Raw genomic sequence first — 16528 nt, 5'->3', positions numbered from 1 at the left:
ATTCCCTCCGCCACCCCCGACCCGACCACCGCGCCACTCGCCGCGACGGTATTGACGCTCCTTCCGATCACCGTCCACGCCGCGGCCCGGTCACGCCCTCGCCCCTGCCGAGTGCGTCCGCAGGCCGGGTTCTCGCCCGCCGGTCCCGACCGACCTCCACCGCGCACGCCTCGTCGACTCAGTCCCCGTCGGCTCCGTCCGTTGCCGCGGCCCGCGCGGTTTCCGCGGCGCGGCGCGGCACGGTGCGGCGCACGGCCGTGGTGCTCGCCGAGGTCGCCGCGCTCGCCGTGGTGCTGTCCGCCGCAGCGGTGCCGGCGGCGCACGCGGAGACCACGCACGTGTTCGCCATGGTCGAGTCGGTCGACGAGGTGCTGCGCAACATCCGCAACTGGATCATGAGCATCCTGGCCGGCATCGCCACGGTGTTCCTGACCATCGGCGGGGTGCGCCGGGTCATCGGCGCGGGTGATCCGGGCGAGCAGGAAAAAGCCAAGGAGTGCTTCAAGGCCGCCGCGATCGGCTACTGCCTCGCGGCGCTCGCACCGCTGGTCGTGACCGTGCTCAAGGGCATCGTGGGGGCGCAGTGATGTCGCACCGACCAGTGCCGACCGTGCCCACCCGAGGCCAGGCATCGGCCGCTCCGACCGTCCGCGGCCCGAGTACCGAGACGCCCACCCAACGCCGATCCGCAGGCCCCGGCCACGGCGACCGGGTGCTGCTCGCACCCCCCTGCGCCGACGGCGCCGGCCGCACCGGTGCAAGCCCGCACCGGTGGCTGCGCCGCCTGGAGAGGTGGCTGCCGTGCATCACGCGAGGTCGCGCGCTCGCGCTGGTGACGGTGAGCTTGGCGGTTCTGCTCGGTGGTGCCCTTCCCGTCAACGCTGACGTCACCGCGGCTTCCGCGCCCGGCGGCGTTCCCCTCGCCGCGCAGCCCCCGCCACCGCCGGTCCCGACGGTGGCTCCTGGGTGCCCGCCGGGCTCGCCGAGCCCGATCTGTTCCCTGCCGACGGTGCCCCCGCATCCGACACCTACCGGGCTTCCGCTGCCCATCCCGACGAGTCTGCCGCCGTGCGTGACCGACTCACCGATACCGCAGGTCGGTTGCGTACCTGCGCCCACCGTCCCGGCCCCGCCGCCGTGCACCGGGGAGGGCTGCATCCCGCAACCCACGTCGGCACCGCCACCGACCAACCCCGGCACGAACCAGCCCGGCCAGGGCGGCAACGGGCGGGAAGAGTGCGGGATCACCGCGATCGGCGGCTGCATCACCAACGCCATCAACGACTTCTTCCGCGGCATCGTCACCTCGGCGTTGAACCCGTTGTTGGACCTGTTGTCCCGGACGCTGCTCACCACGCCCACACCGGAGTCGATGCCGCGCATCGGGGAGTTGTGGAACAACTCGTGGCAGATCCTGCTCGCCTCCTACGCAATGCTGGTCCTGATCACCGGGGTCCTGCTCATGGGCTACGAGACCCTGCAGACCCGCCACAGTGTCAAGGAGATCGCACCGAGAATCGTGGTCGGGTTCCTCGCCGGAGCCCTGTCCTTGTGGGTGGCGAGCAAAGCGATCACGATCGCCAACGCCGTGTCCCAGGCGGTGATGGGCGGTGGCGTCGACGCCGACTCCGCGAGCACTGCGATCAAAGAACTCGTCACCGGCTCGATCACCACCGGCGGCGTGTTCATCATCCTGATCGGTATCGCTCTGGCCGGGATGCTCGTCGTCCTGCTGATCACCTACATCGTGCGCGTCGCCGCCACGATCGTGCTGATCGCCGGGGCTCCGATCGCGCTGATGTTCCACGCGCTGCCACAGACCGAGGGCATCGCGAAGTGGTGGTGGAAAGCATTCGGCGGGTGCCTGGCGATCCAGGTATGCCAGAGCCTGACGTTGATCACCGCGATGAAGGTGCTTCTCACCCCCGGCGGCGTCAACCTCTTCGGCCCGACTACCGGCGGGCTGGTCAACCTGCTCGTCGCGCTCGCCCTGATGTACATCCTGTTCAAGATCCCATTCTGGATCTTGAGCTCGGTGCGCGGCGGGGGTGGCCGGTCGCTGCTGGGGCGTCTGGTCGGTGCGTTCGTCGCCTACAAGACCTTCGGCCTGCTCCGCGGCGGCGGCGGCGGTAAGTCGCGCCCGGCGGGCGGCAAGAGCGGCGGCGGGCAGCCGGTCGACCCGTACGCCAAGCCGCAGGCGACCGCCGGCGGGCAGTACATGCTGCCGCTGAAGGGCCTCAAGCGCGGCAAACCACAACCGCCTGCGCACGTGAAGCACGCCCCGAAACGGAAGCAGTGGTCGCCACCGACACCGTCGACGCGGGGGACGCAGTTGGCGTTGCCGCTCGGGGACGACTGGCCGGAGAACAAGCCGGTCCTCGGGCGCGACGGCCAGTACCGGCTGCCGCTCGACATCCAGCGAGTCACACCCACCACGCCCGCCCGGCCCGAGACGGGCGCTCCACGTGCGCGGTCGCGTGGCGGGAAGCAACTGGAGTTCCCGTTCGACCCGTACAAGGGCAACCGCGCCAACCGGGCCGGGCAATACCCGCTGCCGCTGAACGTCCACCGGACACCGCGGCCCGCGAGCCCGCCACCGCCACCTGCGCCACCGACGCCGCGCACGCGCAGCACGCAGATGGAACTGCCCTTCGACCCCTACAAGGGCAACCGCGCCAACCGGACCGGGCAGTACCCGCTGCCGCTGGACGGCGTCCGCCGCACCCCACCCCCGACACCACCTGCTGCCGCGTCACCGGCTCCGGCGGCCCGGTCCACGCCACGCACGGGAGGCCAGCTCCGGCTGCCGCTGGACCTGCCCAAACCCACGCGCTCCACCTCGCCGAAACCGCCTAAGTCTGGAGGCACACCGTGACTTCCCCTGTGCGTATCCCGGCGGATGTGGACATGGCCGATCGTGTCCTCGGTCCCCTGACCGCCCGCCAACTCGCCATACTCGCGACCACCGGTCTGGTGCTCTACGCCGCCTGGACCGCGACCCGCGCGGTGGTGCCGGTCCCGGTGTTCCTCGCCCTCGCTGTTCCCGTCGGGGCCGCCGCCGCGATCCTCGCGCTCGGCCACCGCGACGGCGTCAGCATGGACCGGCTGCTGATCGCCGCGATCCGCCAACGCGTCGCCCCACGGCACCGCGTCGCCGCCCCCGAAGGTGTGCGGCCCGCCCCCGACTGGCTCACAACCGCCGCGAGCACGGCGGCCAGCGGCACGGGCACGGCGCCCCGCCGCCGCGGGCGCCGCGGCACCAGCGCAGCGCCGGGGCGGGAGCAGATCTCGCCGTCGGCCTTGCGGCTTCCGGCGCGGGCAGTCACCGACACCGGCGTCGTCGACCTCGGCCCCGACGGCCTCGCCGTCGTCGCTGTGGCCAGCACCGTGAACTTCGCTTTGCGCACTGCGCAGGAACAAGAGGGCCTGGTCGCCTCGTTCGGGCGCTACCTCCACAGCTTGACCGCGCCGGTGCAGGTGCTTGTCCGGGCGCAACGGCTCGACCTGACCGGTCAGATCAGCGAGTTGCGGGCGCGGGCGGGTGGGCTGCCGCACCCCGCCCTGGAGGCGGCGGCGCTGGAGCACGCGGACTACCTCGCCCAGCTCAGCGAGCAGACCGACCTGCTCTGCCGCCAGGTCCTGCTCGTCCTGCGCGAACCCCTCGACAGTGCCGTGGCGGCGGGCGACGGGCTCGGCGGCCCCGGCCCGGTGGCCGTGCTGTCCTCGCTGGCCCGCGGCAGGCACCGCCGCGCTGAGGCCGCCACCAGTGCGGCGAGCGCGGCGGCGCGGCGGGCAGCCGAGTCGCGGCTGGTCCGCCGCCTCGGCGAGGCGATCGAACTGCTCGGCCCGGCCGGGATCGTCGTCACCCCGCTGGACGCCGGGCAGGCCACCGCCGTCCTCGCCAGCGCCTGCAACCCCGACAGCCTCCTGCCGCCCACCTCCGACATGGCCGGCGCCGACGAGGTCATCACCAGCCCTGGCGGGCAGCAGTCCGACCCCTACTCCGACGGGTCGTCCGGCGGCATTGAGGGCGTGCCGGACGACAGCGACGAGGACGACACCTGGGACGGCCAAGCCGACGACGACCGGGACTACGAGGACGACAGCGACGAGGACGACGATGTCGGCGACGATCTGGGACGGAGGCGGTTCTGATGGCCACCCGAGCCCGCATCGGACGCGGCAACCGCGGCCCCACGACCCGAGCCGCCGCCCGCGAATCCATCCACAACCGTGTCCACAACCCTGTGCACGGGGCCGCCGCGTTCACCCCGGACTCGCTGTCAGTCGGCGCCAGGCACCTGGAAGTCGGCGGCGAGTGGGTCTCCAGCTTCGGCATCACCGGGTTCCCGCGTGAGGTGCACCCCGGCTGGTTGTCCCCGCTGCTCACCTACCCTGGCCGTGTCGATGTCAGCCTGCATGTCGAGCCGATCGACCCGGCCACCGCCGCCGCCCGGTTGCGCAAGCAGCTCGCCAAGCTCGAGTCCGGGCGCAGGCACACCGCCGAGCACGGCCGCCTGCACGACCCGCACGTCGAAGCCGCCACCGAGGACGCCTACGACCTGTCCAGCCGGGTCGCCCGCGGCGAAGGCAAGCTGTACCGGGTCGGCTTGTACCTCACGATCCACGCGATATCCGAACGGTCGCTGGCCGATGAGGTGGCGGCGCTGCGGTCGCTGTGCGCCAGCCTGCTGCTCGACGCGAAACACACCACGTACCGCAGCCTGCAGGGCTGGGTGAGCTGTCTGCCGATGGGCCTGGACCTGATCGGGATGCGCCGCACCTTCGACACCTCGGCACTCAGCGCGGCGTTTCCGTTCACCTCCCCGGATCTCCCGGCCGCCGACCCGACGAGCGTGGGCGCCCCGTCCGGGGTGCTCTACGGCTACAACGTCGGTAGTCAGAGTTTGGTGCATTGGGACCGGTTCGCCCCGGCCATGCACAACCACAACTCGGTGATCCTCGGCCGCTCCGGCTCCGGCAAGTCCTACTTGGTGAAGCTGGAGTTGCTACGCAGCCTCTATCGGGGGATCGAGATCGCTGTGGTCGACCCGGAGGACGAGTACGCCCGCCTGGCCGCCGCCGTCGGCGGCACCTACGTCCACCTTGGCGGTGCCGGGGTGCGGCTCAACCCGTTCGACCTGCCCATCCACACCCGCGCCGACGGCCGCCGGACCGCACCGAAAGATGCCTTGATCCGCCGCTCGCTGTTCCTGCACACGGTGATCGGTGTGCTCGTCGGCACCGAGTTGGAGGCCGCCGAGCGGGCCGCCCTGGACCGGGGCATCGCCGCCACCTATCAGGCGGTGGGGATCACCGCCGACGCCCGCACCTGGACCCGCCCGGCGCCGACCTTGCGGGGGTTGCGCGACCAGCTCGCCGCCGCGGGTCAGGCCGGGGACCGGGCCGCCGCCGAACTCGCGGCGAGGTTGCACCCGTTCGTCGAGGGCGCGTTCAAGCAACTCTTTGACGGCCAGACCACCACCAACCCCGAAGGCCACCTGACCGTGTTCTCCTTGCGGGACTTGCCCGACGAGCTGAAAAGCATCGGCACCCTCCTCGTCCTGGACGCGGTGTGGCGCAGGGTGTCCAACCCGGCGATCCGCCGCCCCCGCCTCGTGGTCGTGGACGAAGCGTGGTTGCTGATGAAGGAGAAGACGGGTGCGGAGTTTCTGTTCCGCATGGCCAAGGCAGCCCGGAAACACTGGGCCGGGCTGACCGTCGCGACTCAGGACACCGCCGACGTGCTCGGCTCGGATCTCGGCCGAGCTGTCATTGCCAACGCCGCCACCCAGGTGTTGTTGCGGCAGGCGTCGCAAGCCATCGACGACATCACGACGACGTTCGACCTGTCCGCCGGGGAACGCCAATTCCTCTTGAGCGCAGATCGAGGTCAGGGCCTGTTGTCGGCGGGTACGCAGCGGGTGGCGTTCCACACTCTGGCTTCGCCCACCGAGCACTACCTGGTCACGAGCAACCCGGCCGAGTTGGCCGGTTACGCCGCCGACGGCTATGTCGACGACTCCGACGATACCAGCCAGTCCTATGTGGACCTCGGGTTCGGCGACGACCACGACGACATCGCCGGGGCAGACGAGTTCGGGTCGATCGACTCCGGCGACCAAGTCGACCTCGACGCCGCCTGAACACCAACGCTCGTCGCTTTCCGTTCTCCGGACACCTTTCGGCTGCTTTTCGTGAAGGGAACTTGCTATGCGTTCCTGGATATCGGCTGCTCTCCATCACCCCGCCCCGTCGACCACGCCCACTGGGATCCGGTCGGGCGGGGTGGGCGACGGGTGGCTCGGCGACTACCTGCGCGATCCCGGCGGCGCCGCGCTCGCGCTGCTGGAACGCCTGCGCGAGTGGGCGATCGCGTGGGGGCCGATCGCCGCCCCGCTGCTCCTCGCCAGCGGGGCGGGATTCGTGGTCGGCCGCCGGTGGTGGGTGCGGCGCTGCCACGCCCAGCTCGTTGCCGATGCTCGGCAGGTCACCGTGCTCGCCCCGCCCACCGTCGACCCCGCCGGCGGTACGGCGCTGTGGGGCAACCTCGTCGGCCTGCTCCGCCCCGCCTGGCGGCGGTGGTTCACCGGGCAGCCGCATCTCGCCTGCGAGTACGTGTTCAGCGAGCACGGCGTCGCGATTCGGCTCTGGGTGCCCGGCGTCATCCCGCCGGGTCTGGTCGAGCGAGCGGTGGAGGCCGCCTGGCCGGGGTCGCACACCCGCGTCGCCAACCCGGCGCAGCCGCCGCTTCCGGCACCAGGTGAGGGGCAGCGGCGGCTGGTCGTCGCAGGTGAGCTGCGGCTGGCTCGGTCGGAGGCGTTGCCGATCCGCACCGACTTCGACGCCGACCCGCTGCGCGCGTTGATCGGCGCCCCTGTCGGGCTGGGGCGTGACGAGTACGCCTGCGTCCAGGTCCTGGCCCGCCCCGTCACCGGTCGCCGCGTCACCCGCGCCCGCCGGGCGGCGCGGCGGGTGCACACCGACGGCTCGACCCGCCTGGTCGGCCGCGTCCTGGACATGCTCACCCCCGGCATGAAGACCAGCAGTCCGGCCGAGGGCCGGACGAAAGCCGGGACGCTGCACAGCGATCCGCAGACCTCGCTGGAGTACGCCGCCCAGAACCGCGCGATCGTGGGCAAGCAGCGCGGGTCGCAGTTCGAGACAGTGATCCGCTACGCCGTGGCCACCCTGCTCCCGGCAGACGCGGCCGACAGCGAGATGCGCAGGGCGCGCGATGTCGCCCGCGGCCGGGCACACGCCCTCGCCGCGTCCTTCGCCTCCTACACCGAGCACAACCGCTACGCCCGCCGCCGGCTACGCCACCCCGGCCCCACCCTCGCCGCCCGGAGCCTCGGCGCCGGAGACCTCCTGTCGGTGGACGAGCTGGCCGCGATCGCGCATCTGCCGGTCGATGAGGCGATCCCCGGAGTGCAGCGCGCCGGAGCCCGCGCGGTCGCCCCACCACCGGGCATCGCCACCCCCGGCCCCCAGGCCAAACCGATCGGGGTGACCGACACCGGCCACGAACGCCCCGTGGCCCTGCGCGTGCCCGACGCCCGGCACCACCTGCACGTCATCGGCGCCACCGGCAGCGGCAAGTCGACGCTGCTGGGCAACATGATCCTGGCCGACGCCGAAGCCAGGCGCGGAATCGTGCTCATCGACCCCAAGGGCGACCTGGTCACCGACATCCTGTCCCGGCTCCCGAAATCGGCCGGAGACCGGGTCGTTCTGTTCGACGCCGACGCGAAATCCCGGCCCCCGTGCCTGAACCCGCTCGATGGCGGGGAAACCGACCTCACCGTCGACAACCTCGTCTCGGTGTTCCGGCGCGTGTACTCCGCGTTCTGGGGGCCGCGCACCGACGACGTCATGCGCGCCGCGTGCCTCACCCTGCGCACCCAGGAAGGCGTCGCCACCCTCGCCGACCTACCCAAACTGCTCGCCGACCCCGCCTTCCGGGCACGAGTCACCGCAGGGGTGGCCGACCCGGTGCTGCGCGGCTTCTGGTCCTGGTACGAGGAACTCACCGACTCGCAACGTTCACACGTCATCAGCCCGCTGATGAACAAGTTGCGCGCGTTCCTGCTGCGGCCGTTCGTCCGCGACGCCATCGCCGGTGGTCACTCCACAGTGGACATGCCCGACGTGTTGGACGGCGGGATCTGCCTCGTCCGTATCCCCAAGGGCAGCCTGGGCGAGGAGACCACTCGGCTGGTCGGGTCGCTGGTGGTGGCGCGGACGTGGCAGGCCACCACGGGCCGCGCGCGCATCCCGCAACGCCGGCGCCGTGACGCCTCGATGGTGATCGACGAGTGTCACAACTTCCTGAATCTTCCGTACCCGATCGAGGACATGCTGGCCGAAGCGCGGGGATTCCGGGTCTCGATGACGCTGGCGCACCAGCACCTCGGGCAGCTCCCGCGCGAGCTGCGGGAGGGGATGTCCACCAACGCCAGGTCGAAAATCTTCTTCAACGCGAGCCCAGAGGACGCCCGGGAGCTGTCCCGGCACACCGCACCCAGGTTGTCCGACCACGACCTCGCGCACCTCGGCGTGTACCACGCCGCAGCCCGTTTGGTGCTGAACGGGGAAGAGGCGCAGCCGTTCACGATGCGCACCCAGCCGCTCCCGCGCGCGATCCCCGGCCGCGCCCGCGAGATTCGCGGCATCGCCCGCCGCGCCCTGCGCGACCGCACGACGGCGCCGTCCTCCGGTGCGCCCCCGCAGCAGACCGGCTCGTCCCGACCCGCCACCGGGGAGCGCCGGAACCGGCCCGCCGCGCGCCCCCGCACCGCCGACCCGCGCCGTCATCCCTGACCGACCCGGCGCAAACCCTTTGCCGCACAACCGATGTCTGGAGTCCCGAGCCCATGATCACTAATTCCACTCGTCAGCGGTCTCTTCGAGGGCACAAGCCCACCCGGCCCACCCCGCGCTCGGCGAACACCGCCGACCACCAGGCCGCGCTCGCCTGGCGACTGACCCCGCGGGACCGGTGGATCATCCGGATGCTGCACGAACACCGCGTCCTCACCGCCCACCAGATCACCGCACTCGCCTTCCCTTCCTTCCGGTCCGGACGGCAGCGGATGCGCGAGCTGTACCTCTGGGGGGTCGTCGACCGATTCCAACCGTTCGTGACGATCGGCACGGCGCCGATGCACTACGTCCTCGCCCCCGCCGGGGCCGCCGTCCTGGCCGCCGAAGACGGCCTCGACGTCAAAGAACTCGGCTACCGGCACGACCGCGCCTTCGGCGTCGCCCACAGCCTGCGGCTGGCGCACACCGTCGGGGTCGCCGAGTGGTTCACCGCCCTGGTCGACCGCGCCCGCCACGACCCCTCGTCCGAGCGCACCAAGTTGGTCTCGTGGTGGTCGGAGACCCGCTGCGCCCGCCATTTCGGCGACCTGACCCGACCCGACGCCTACGGGCGCTGGAACACCCAGGGCGCCGAGGTCGAGTTCTTCCTCGAGTTCGACTTCGGCACCGAGGTCCTGGGCAAGCTCGCCGGGAAACTAGCTGGCTACGCCGCGCTCGCGCAGGCCACGGGCATCACCACGCCGCTACTGGTGTGGCTGCCGACCGCGCGCCGCGAGGCCACCGCCCGCCGGGTGCTGCACCAGGCGTGGCGCGAACTGGACGACCCGAGCCTCGTGCCGGTCGCCACCGCCGCGGCCGACCTGCTCAACCCCGACGCCGCCCACCCCAGCCCGGCCGATGGGGTCTGGCTGCCTCTGCACCGGGCCGCCGGGATCGGCTCCCGCTGCGAGCTGCACCGGCTGCTCGACGCCTGGCCGCACCTGCCGGCCCCCACCACCGAAACCGACAGCGAGTCGGTGCGGGAACTGGACACGCCGCTACTCATGGCCCCCGCACCGTCGCCGATGCCGCCCACCCAGCCGCCCGCCACCTCGCGCGGGCCGAGTACGGACAAGGAGGCGACCCCGCAGTGATGCACAAAATCGGCGCCGCCGGGCTCGCCGTCGTTCTGGCCATCCCGATCCTGATCGGCCACGGGGTGTCCGGGACGGTCGCGGCGGTGCTCGACGACAGCACCAGCAGCCTGGACTGCGCCCCCGTCAGCGGCACCGGCGTGGACGGCTACGGGGCTGACCAACTCGCCAACGCGGCCGTCATCGTCGCTGTCGGCAAACAGATGAACGTCCCCGTCCAGGGGCAGGTGGTCGCGATCGCGACGGCGATGCAGGAATCCACGCTACGCAACCTCGATCACGGCGACCGCGACAGCCTCGGACTGTTCCAACAACGACCCAGCCAAGGCTGGGGCACCCCAGGGCAAATCATGAACCCCACCTACGCCGCCACCCAGTTCTACCGACACCTCCTCACGGTGCCCGGCTGGCAGACGATGAGCGCGACCGACGCCGCCCAAGCCGTGCAACGCTCCGGATTCCCGAACGCCTACGCCCAACACGAACTCACCGCGCGCCTGATCGTCGGCGCGGTCACCGGCGCGGGCTGCACCACCACCACGACCATCACCGTCGGCACCGGGGACTGCAACGCCATCACAGCCCCCAACCCCATCACCGTCGCCGCGATCAACTACGCCTGCGGACAACGAGGAACCCCGTACCTGTGGGGCGGGAATGGAGAAGAGGACGGTGGGTTCGACTGCTCCGGGCTGACCAAGGCCGCCTACGGGGCGGCCGGAATCACCCTGCCCCGCACCGCGCACACCCAGTTCCATGCCGGGCCGCGGGTCCCGGCCGGGCAACCACTGCTGCCCGGCGACCTCGTCTTCTACGGCAACCCGAACACCAAGATCCACCACGTCGGCCTCTACCTCGGTGGAGGATTAATGGTGGACGCCCCGGACCGCGGACAGGTGGTGAAAGTGGAGCCCTACCGGTACCGGGCGGACGATTTCGCGGGCGCTACCCGCCCGGCTAATGAACCATTATTGCATCAGATGCAACATAGGTGATGTTCTGATGTTACCGGATTCGCGGTGGTCAGCACACGTTCGAGTCACCCCTTCGGATGACTTCTCGCTAAGGATGACCTGGGCGGACCGTACTGGATGCCACGATGTTGCATCCAGTACAACAGGAGGTTCGCGGTGGTTCGGCGGGTTGACCTGGCTGGTGCGGCACACTTGGTGCTGCCCGAGGGCGTGCGGCATCTCGATCCTGAGACTGCGGTGTTCGACGCGATGTTGTCCGGGTGGGAGCGTCAGCAGCAGAGTCGGTTCCTTCGACCGGAGACGATGGCGCCGCGGGTGCGTTTGATCCGCCGGTTCGCTGAGTTCGCGGGCTTGTACCCGTGGCGGTGGACGCCGGGTGAGGTCGAGGCGTTCACCGCTGATCTGGTGTCCGGGGCTCGTCCGCGGGCGCACTCGACGATCCGCGGTTATCAGTTGACCATCCGGTTGTTCTGCGAGTTCATCACCGATCCAAGGTACGGATGGCCCACGGAGTGTGAACAGCGATTCGGACAGGTGCCAGCCCAGATCTGCCACGAGTGGAACACCGTGGCACATCTGTCCGACGTCGAAGGGCAGCCGGGCCGACGGGCGTTGACCTACGAGGAAGTGCAGGCGCTGTTCGATGCCGCCGACGCTCGGGTTGAGCAGATCCGCTCCCGCGGCAGAAAGGGCTCGCTCGCGGCGCTACGTGACGCGGCGATCTTGAAGACGACCTATGCCTACGGGTTGCGGCGGCGCGAGGTGGCTCGGCTGGACCTTGCGGACTTCCGGCTCAACTCGCGCGCGGCTGGCTACGGGCTGTTCGGGTCGGTTCAGGTGCGCTACGGCAAGGCGTCCCGGGGTGGTCCACCGAAGCGGCGAACTGTGCTCACCGTGCCGGAAATGGACTGGATCGTCGAGGTCCTGAACCAATGGCGGGAGGAGATCCGGCCGCTGTTCTCCCCGGCAGCGCACCCGGCGATGTGGGTCACCGAGCGACGCGGCCGGATCTCGATCAACTATCTGAACGAAATGTTCACCCGTACACGCCAGGACGCCGGGCTGGACGGGGTGCATGACCTGCACTCCCTGCGCCACAGCTACGTCACCCACCTGCTGGAGTTCGGGTATCCGCCGCTGATGGTGCAACAGCAAGTCGGGCACGCCTACCAGTCGACCACCGCCCTGTACACGTCGGTGTCCGACGAGTTCCGCAACCGGTTGCTGGAACAGTCGCTGCACGATCACCCAGAACTATGGGAGACAGCGCCGTGAACCGCCGAATGAGCTACACGTGGCACCTGCGGGCGAAAATGGCCGAGAACGGCATGTTCCAAACCTCGGACTTGATGCCCCTGCTGGCCGAGCGCGGTATTCACTTGTCCCGCGAGCAGGTGTACCGGCTGGTCACGCAGCCGCCCCAGCGGTTGTCAATGGACACGTTGGCGGCGTTGTGCGACATCCTCGGCCTGTCCCCGAACGACTTGATCGAGATCAAGGTGGCACCCACTCAGGTCCGCAAGACCGGAAGCGGCGACGTTACCTCGCCATCGAAGCCAGCCGCCCGGCGTACGACTGTGCGCCGGCCTCCAGGTCTGTAGAGGACGCGCGATGGTGCGCCCTACCAGGTCATCGGCTGACCGCGCGGGAGCGGACGCCGCGCGGTCAGCTCGGATCGCAGAGACGAAGCTCGTCGAACTAGTTGGCTGGATCATGGAGGCGGTCGCTGGTCTCGACGCAACTCGGACGCGCACGGTCGTCGAGACGGTGTCGCGGGGACGCAAGGGTCTGTCGATGTTGCACCGGCACCTGACAGCTCACCCCGACGCGCTCATCTCCGGTGAGTCCGACTGCTCGACCGTGTTCCTCCGCTTGGTGAACACCCTCATCGACACCGGCTATAGGGTCACGCCACTGCGATGCGTCGGCTGTGGGCGGCACGGCCTGACCTTGGCCAGCCGCGTCGAGGGCGGCCGGATGTGCGGCACATGCGCCAATCGTCGTCGCGCCCAACTGTGCCGCCGCTGCGGTCTCATCCGCACGGTGTATGCCCGTGTCGATGGCGACGCGGTCTGCGTGTCCTGCTACTCGACCGACCCCACCACCGGCACACGATGCTCGGCCTGCGGCGTGCTGGCCAGGATCGCCCGCCGCACTCCCTGCGGCGATCCACTGTGCGAGTCCTGTTACCAGCCACCAACACAGCCCTGTATCCACTGTGGACACATCAGGATCGTGTCGATGCGAACCGACGCCGGACCGGTCTGCTCGAACTGCCGCAGACATCCGCCCCGGCGCTGCGCACAATGCGGACGCAACTCAAAGATCGTAACGAAGACCAGCGGACGAGAACTGTGCCGCGACTGCTTCAACCCGGCGACCGGCCGCTGCGACCACTGCGGCAACCAGGCACCGCTGATCACCCGACGATCGTCAGACACCGGCGCGTTGTGCCGGACCTGCTATAGCCGCGCTCCAGCCGAATGCTCGGGCTGCGGACAGCTACGCCGATGCCGACGAAGCAAGCACCCGGATGCGCCAGTGCTGTGCGGCGACTGCCGCCCCACCTGGGCAGAACGCTGCGCACGCTGCGGACGTGCCAAGAGAATTCTCGCCACCTGGCCCATTGGGCGCGTCTGCGCCTCCTGCTATGCCTACGTGCGCAAGCACCCCGCCACCTGCGGTCTCTGCGGGCTCTCACGGCCGCTGATCGGACAGGGCCCAGCGGGCCAGTCGATCTGCGGACCCTGTGCCGGACGAGCGGACCTGGACTACACCTGCCCACGCTGCGGAGAATCCGGATTCGCCCCCACCGCCGGAACCTGCCTGCGCTGCGCCGTCGCAGACCGCGTCATCGAACTTCTCCGCGGGCCGAACAACGCCATCCCGGACGGGCTACGGCCGTTCGCGACCGCCCTGACCGAGGTCGACTCGCCCGAGGCGATCCTGCACTGGCTACGCCCCGGACAACCCGCCGCCCACCTGCTCGCCGCGATTAGCGTCAGCCAAGAACCGGTCACCCATGACCTGCTCGACGACTTCCCGCCCGGCCTGGCCGTCCATCGCCTCCGCCAGACACTCGTCCACACCGGCATCCTCACCGACCGCGCCGACTACCTCGAACGCATCGAACCCTGGCTCGACCGCCAACTCGCCGACCAACCCGCCGACCACGCCCAACTGATCCGCACCTACACCAACTGGGTCCTGCTCCGCCGAGCCCGACAGCGAACCAATGCCAGCCAACCGTTCACCCCCGGCGCCGCGAACTGGGCGCGCACCCGCATCTTCGCCAGTCTCCGGCTGCTGGAATGGCTGCGCCAGCACAACCTCGACCTCGGCGCCGCACGCCAAGACGACATCGACACCTGGCTGACCACGGGCAAACCCGAATCCACCTACCCAGCACGAGAATTCCTTCACTGGGCCAAGCGCCGCCGACTGACCACCGTCGCCATCCCCAAGAAGCAGCACCAGACCGCGCTGGCACCCATCACCGAAGACGAACGATGGCACCAACTCCGCCGCTGCCTCCACGACACCACACTGCCCACCGCCGTACGCGCCGCAGGAGCCCTCGTCCTTCTCTACGGTCTGCCCGTCAGCCGCGTCACCACCCTGCGGCACAACGACATCCAGCACGACCCCACCGGACAGACCTGGCTGCGTTACGGCGGCCACCGCCTGCAACTACCGCCAGCCGTAGCAACGCTGATCCTCAACCAACGCGACGGCGCGAGCACCGTCTCCGTCGTCGGCCGGAGCCGCCCGCAAGACCACCAGTGGCTTTTCCCCGGCGGCTTTCCCGGCAGACCGGCCCGCGACGCGATCTACCGCGCGCTCCGCAGTCACCTCGGTCTGCACCTACGACGAGCCCGCAGCGCCGCCCTCGCCAGCCTCGCCGCCCAGATACCAGCCGCTGTACTTGCCCAGCTACTCGACATCAACATCAACACAGCCATAGCCTGGGCCAACTATGCCCAACACGACTGGACCACCTACCTGACCGCCCGCAACAAAGCAGCAGCGAATCACACATAGCCTGGCCTCGACGACCAACATCAACTGACCTGATCCGATGCGCGTGACGAGGAGAATCCCGTGGACTGGCCTTCACTCCTGGTGGGTGCGCTCGCAGGCGGGATGGTCGGCATCGTCATGCAAAACGTCTTGTTTCCAGTGGCAGAGCGTCGGTGGCAGTCCCGCCGGCACCGCGCCTTCTACATCAAAGCCAACCGGGCTTGGTCTCAAGTAGAGCAACTTCATCCGCGTCTTGTGCTCGTCCAAGCTGGTTGGGACCACGAAAGTTGCTTCCCGGAGGGATCAGTTGTATTGCGGCTCGAAGGCAATTTCGAGCTTACGAACGCTGCAACCATAGCTAACCGCGCAGCCCATTCAGACGAATGGACCGCTGCTGGGTACACCGACGGCGAGCAAATCGGGATCGCGTCGATCTCCACAACAAGAATCTCGGACGAACCGTCAGATGAATTCAAGGGGCGAGCACACAGGCTTACCCTGACCGTTCACCGCTATCATTACTTCGACTTTCTCGCCACGCATATGCTCAGACTCCTCGGCACGGTAGAAGAAAGGAAAGTTCTGGATTCGATCGCCGGTGCTGCCAATCCAGACCGACCCGCACCGGGCTTTCCAACTCCCTGCAGCGTAGGTCTCTCGATGTTTTGCGAGGGAGGAACTCACCTCCTAACACCTCGCCGGTCGTCAAGTACCGGCCCAGCCGGCTGGGAAGGTGGCAAGTTCTTCAACGCTGTCGGAGAAAACGCGGCACTGCGGGATTTCGCCGCCGCCAACAGGCAACTTCACGAAACGACACCAGACGTTGTCGCCCGAAGAGGACTGTATGAGGAAAATGGGCTTCTCTGACGACGACATACGCACAGCAAAAGTCCGCCTGCACAGCTTCGCATGGGCTTCCGACCTGCGGGACTTCAAGTTCTTCGGATTTGTCGAAACCCCACTATCACGCACAGAGGTCCAAGACCGATGGCGGAACTCGCCAGACCGGTCCGAAACAACCGGGTTTGAACTGGAGGCGTGGCCAGTCAGATCGTCCTCAGAGTGCCGAAAGCTACTGACAGCTATCAGGGACAACCCAGCAGACTGGTCACCAGAGGCCGTCTTCAGCACACTCCGGTCTCTTATCGCTTTACGTCGGATCACCGCCGACCAGATCTCGCAGGTAACAAGGTGAGGACAGGCCAGCCCATCTGCACCTGGAGTCAGCTTTGGAACCGAAAGTCATGTAGCCCGTAGGGCCTTCCACAACCGCCGTCATCGGACTTCCCGTGCGCCTACCTCGGGAGGAGTTGTTCGACGAATCACTCACTCAGCATGATCGCCACATCGGAAAGCACTCGCATTGCAGAGGGAGTCAGGGATGTCGACAAGTCTCGTGATCGCTATTGCCGCCGGAGCGAGCGCCCTCGCGGCCATGATGAATCTTGTGATTGCTGCCACTCTGGCACGTATCGCGCGCCGGAACGCAATCGGCAGCGTCTTCACATGGGCGGCCGACTTGTTGTCGAATGATGAAATAGTCATGGCAAGCGCGACTTGTTCCGCGATCTGAGA

At 69.1% G+C, this 16528-nt stretch carries 12 protein-coding genes; all 12 read left to right on the top strand.

What is annotated here, in order from left to right; translation table 11 throughout:
* Positions 1-242: 242 nt before the first annotated feature.
* The 12 genes from C8E96_RS14130 (at position 243) to C8E96_RS14075 (ending at position 16526) form a co-directional block, all read left to right on the top strand.
* Positions 243-587 carry a pilin gene (locus C8E96_RS14130; RefSeq protein WP_091373317.1) on the top strand — a complete coding sequence of 115 codons (345 nt, stop codon included), beginning with the start codon at positions 243-245 and terminating at the stop codon, positions 585-587.
* Entirely contained in the window at positions 587-2875 is a 2289-nt protein-coding gene (locus C8E96_RS14125) for a hypothetical protein (RefSeq protein ID WP_228769815.1), read from the top strand. Before C8E96_RS14130 ends, C8E96_RS14125 begins: the two co-directional genes overlap by 1 nt.
* A 32-nt stretch (positions 2876-2907) precedes the next feature.
* Entirely contained in the window at positions 2908-4155 is a 1248-nt protein-coding gene (locus tag C8E96_RS14120; RefSeq protein ID WP_228769814.1) for a PrgI family protein, read from the top strand.
* On the top strand, positions 4155-6146 hold the full coding sequence (locus C8E96_RS14115) for a VirB4 family type IV secretion system protein (RefSeq protein WP_091373310.1): 1992 nt from the start codon (positions 4155-4157) through the stop codon (positions 6144-6146). The genes C8E96_RS14120 and C8E96_RS14115 overlap by 1 nt, the downstream gene beginning before the upstream one ends.
* A gap of 67 nt (positions 6147-6213) precedes the next feature.
* Positions 6214-8823: a type IV secretory system conjugative DNA transfer family protein gene (locus C8E96_RS14110; protein ID WP_091373307.1), complete on the top strand. Its 2610-nt coding sequence runs from the start codon at positions 6214-6216 to the stop codon at positions 8821-8823.
* Positions 8824-8876: 53 nt separating this feature from the next.
* Positions 8877-9959 (top strand): replication-relaxation family protein, encoded by a 1083-nt coding sequence (locus C8E96_RS14105; RefSeq protein WP_091373304.1) that lies wholly within the window; start codon positions 8877-8879, stop codon positions 9957-9959.
* Positions 9959-10954: a C40 family peptidase gene (locus tag C8E96_RS14100; protein ID WP_091373301.1), complete on the top strand. Its 996-nt coding sequence runs from the start codon at positions 9959-9961 to the stop codon at positions 10952-10954. Before C8E96_RS14105 ends, C8E96_RS14100 begins: the two co-directional genes overlap by 1 nt.
* Before the next feature lie 174 nt (positions 10955-11128).
* On the top strand, positions 11129-12208 hold the full coding sequence (locus tag C8E96_RS14095) for a tyrosine-type recombinase/integrase (RefSeq protein ID WP_228769862.1): 1080 nt from the start codon (positions 11129-11131) through the stop codon (positions 12206-12208).
* A gap of 8 nt (positions 12209-12216) precedes the next feature.
* Positions 12217-12534 (top strand): helix-turn-helix domain-containing protein, encoded by a 318-nt coding sequence (locus C8E96_RS14090; RefSeq protein WP_228769813.1) that lies wholly within the window; start codon positions 12217-12219, stop codon positions 12532-12534.
* A 112-nt stretch (positions 12535-12646) separates the two neighbouring features.
* Positions 12647-14974 (top strand): hypothetical protein, encoded by a 2328-nt coding sequence (locus C8E96_RS34050; RefSeq protein ID WP_176926748.1) that lies wholly within the window; start codon positions 12647-12649, stop codon positions 14972-14974.
* 60 nt (positions 14975-15034) lie between these two features.
* Complete coding sequence (locus C8E96_RS14080) at positions 15035-15820, top strand: hypothetical protein (RefSeq protein ID WP_133794449.1); 786 nt, start codon at positions 15035-15037, stop codon at positions 15818-15820.
* A 514-nt stretch (positions 15821-16334) separates the two neighbouring features.
* On the top strand, positions 16335-16526 hold the full coding sequence (locus C8E96_RS14075; protein WP_133794447.1) for a hypothetical protein: 192 nt from the start codon (positions 16335-16337) through the stop codon (positions 16524-16526).
* The last annotated feature ends 2 nt before the right edge of the window (positions 16527-16528 follow it).

This window comes from Actinokineospora alba, assembly GCF_004362515.1.
Taxonomy (GTDB): domain Bacteria; phylum Actinomycetota; class Actinomycetes; order Mycobacteriales; family Pseudonocardiaceae; genus Actinokineospora; species Actinokineospora alba.
This window is presented reverse-complemented; position numbering and strand designations above follow the sequence as displayed.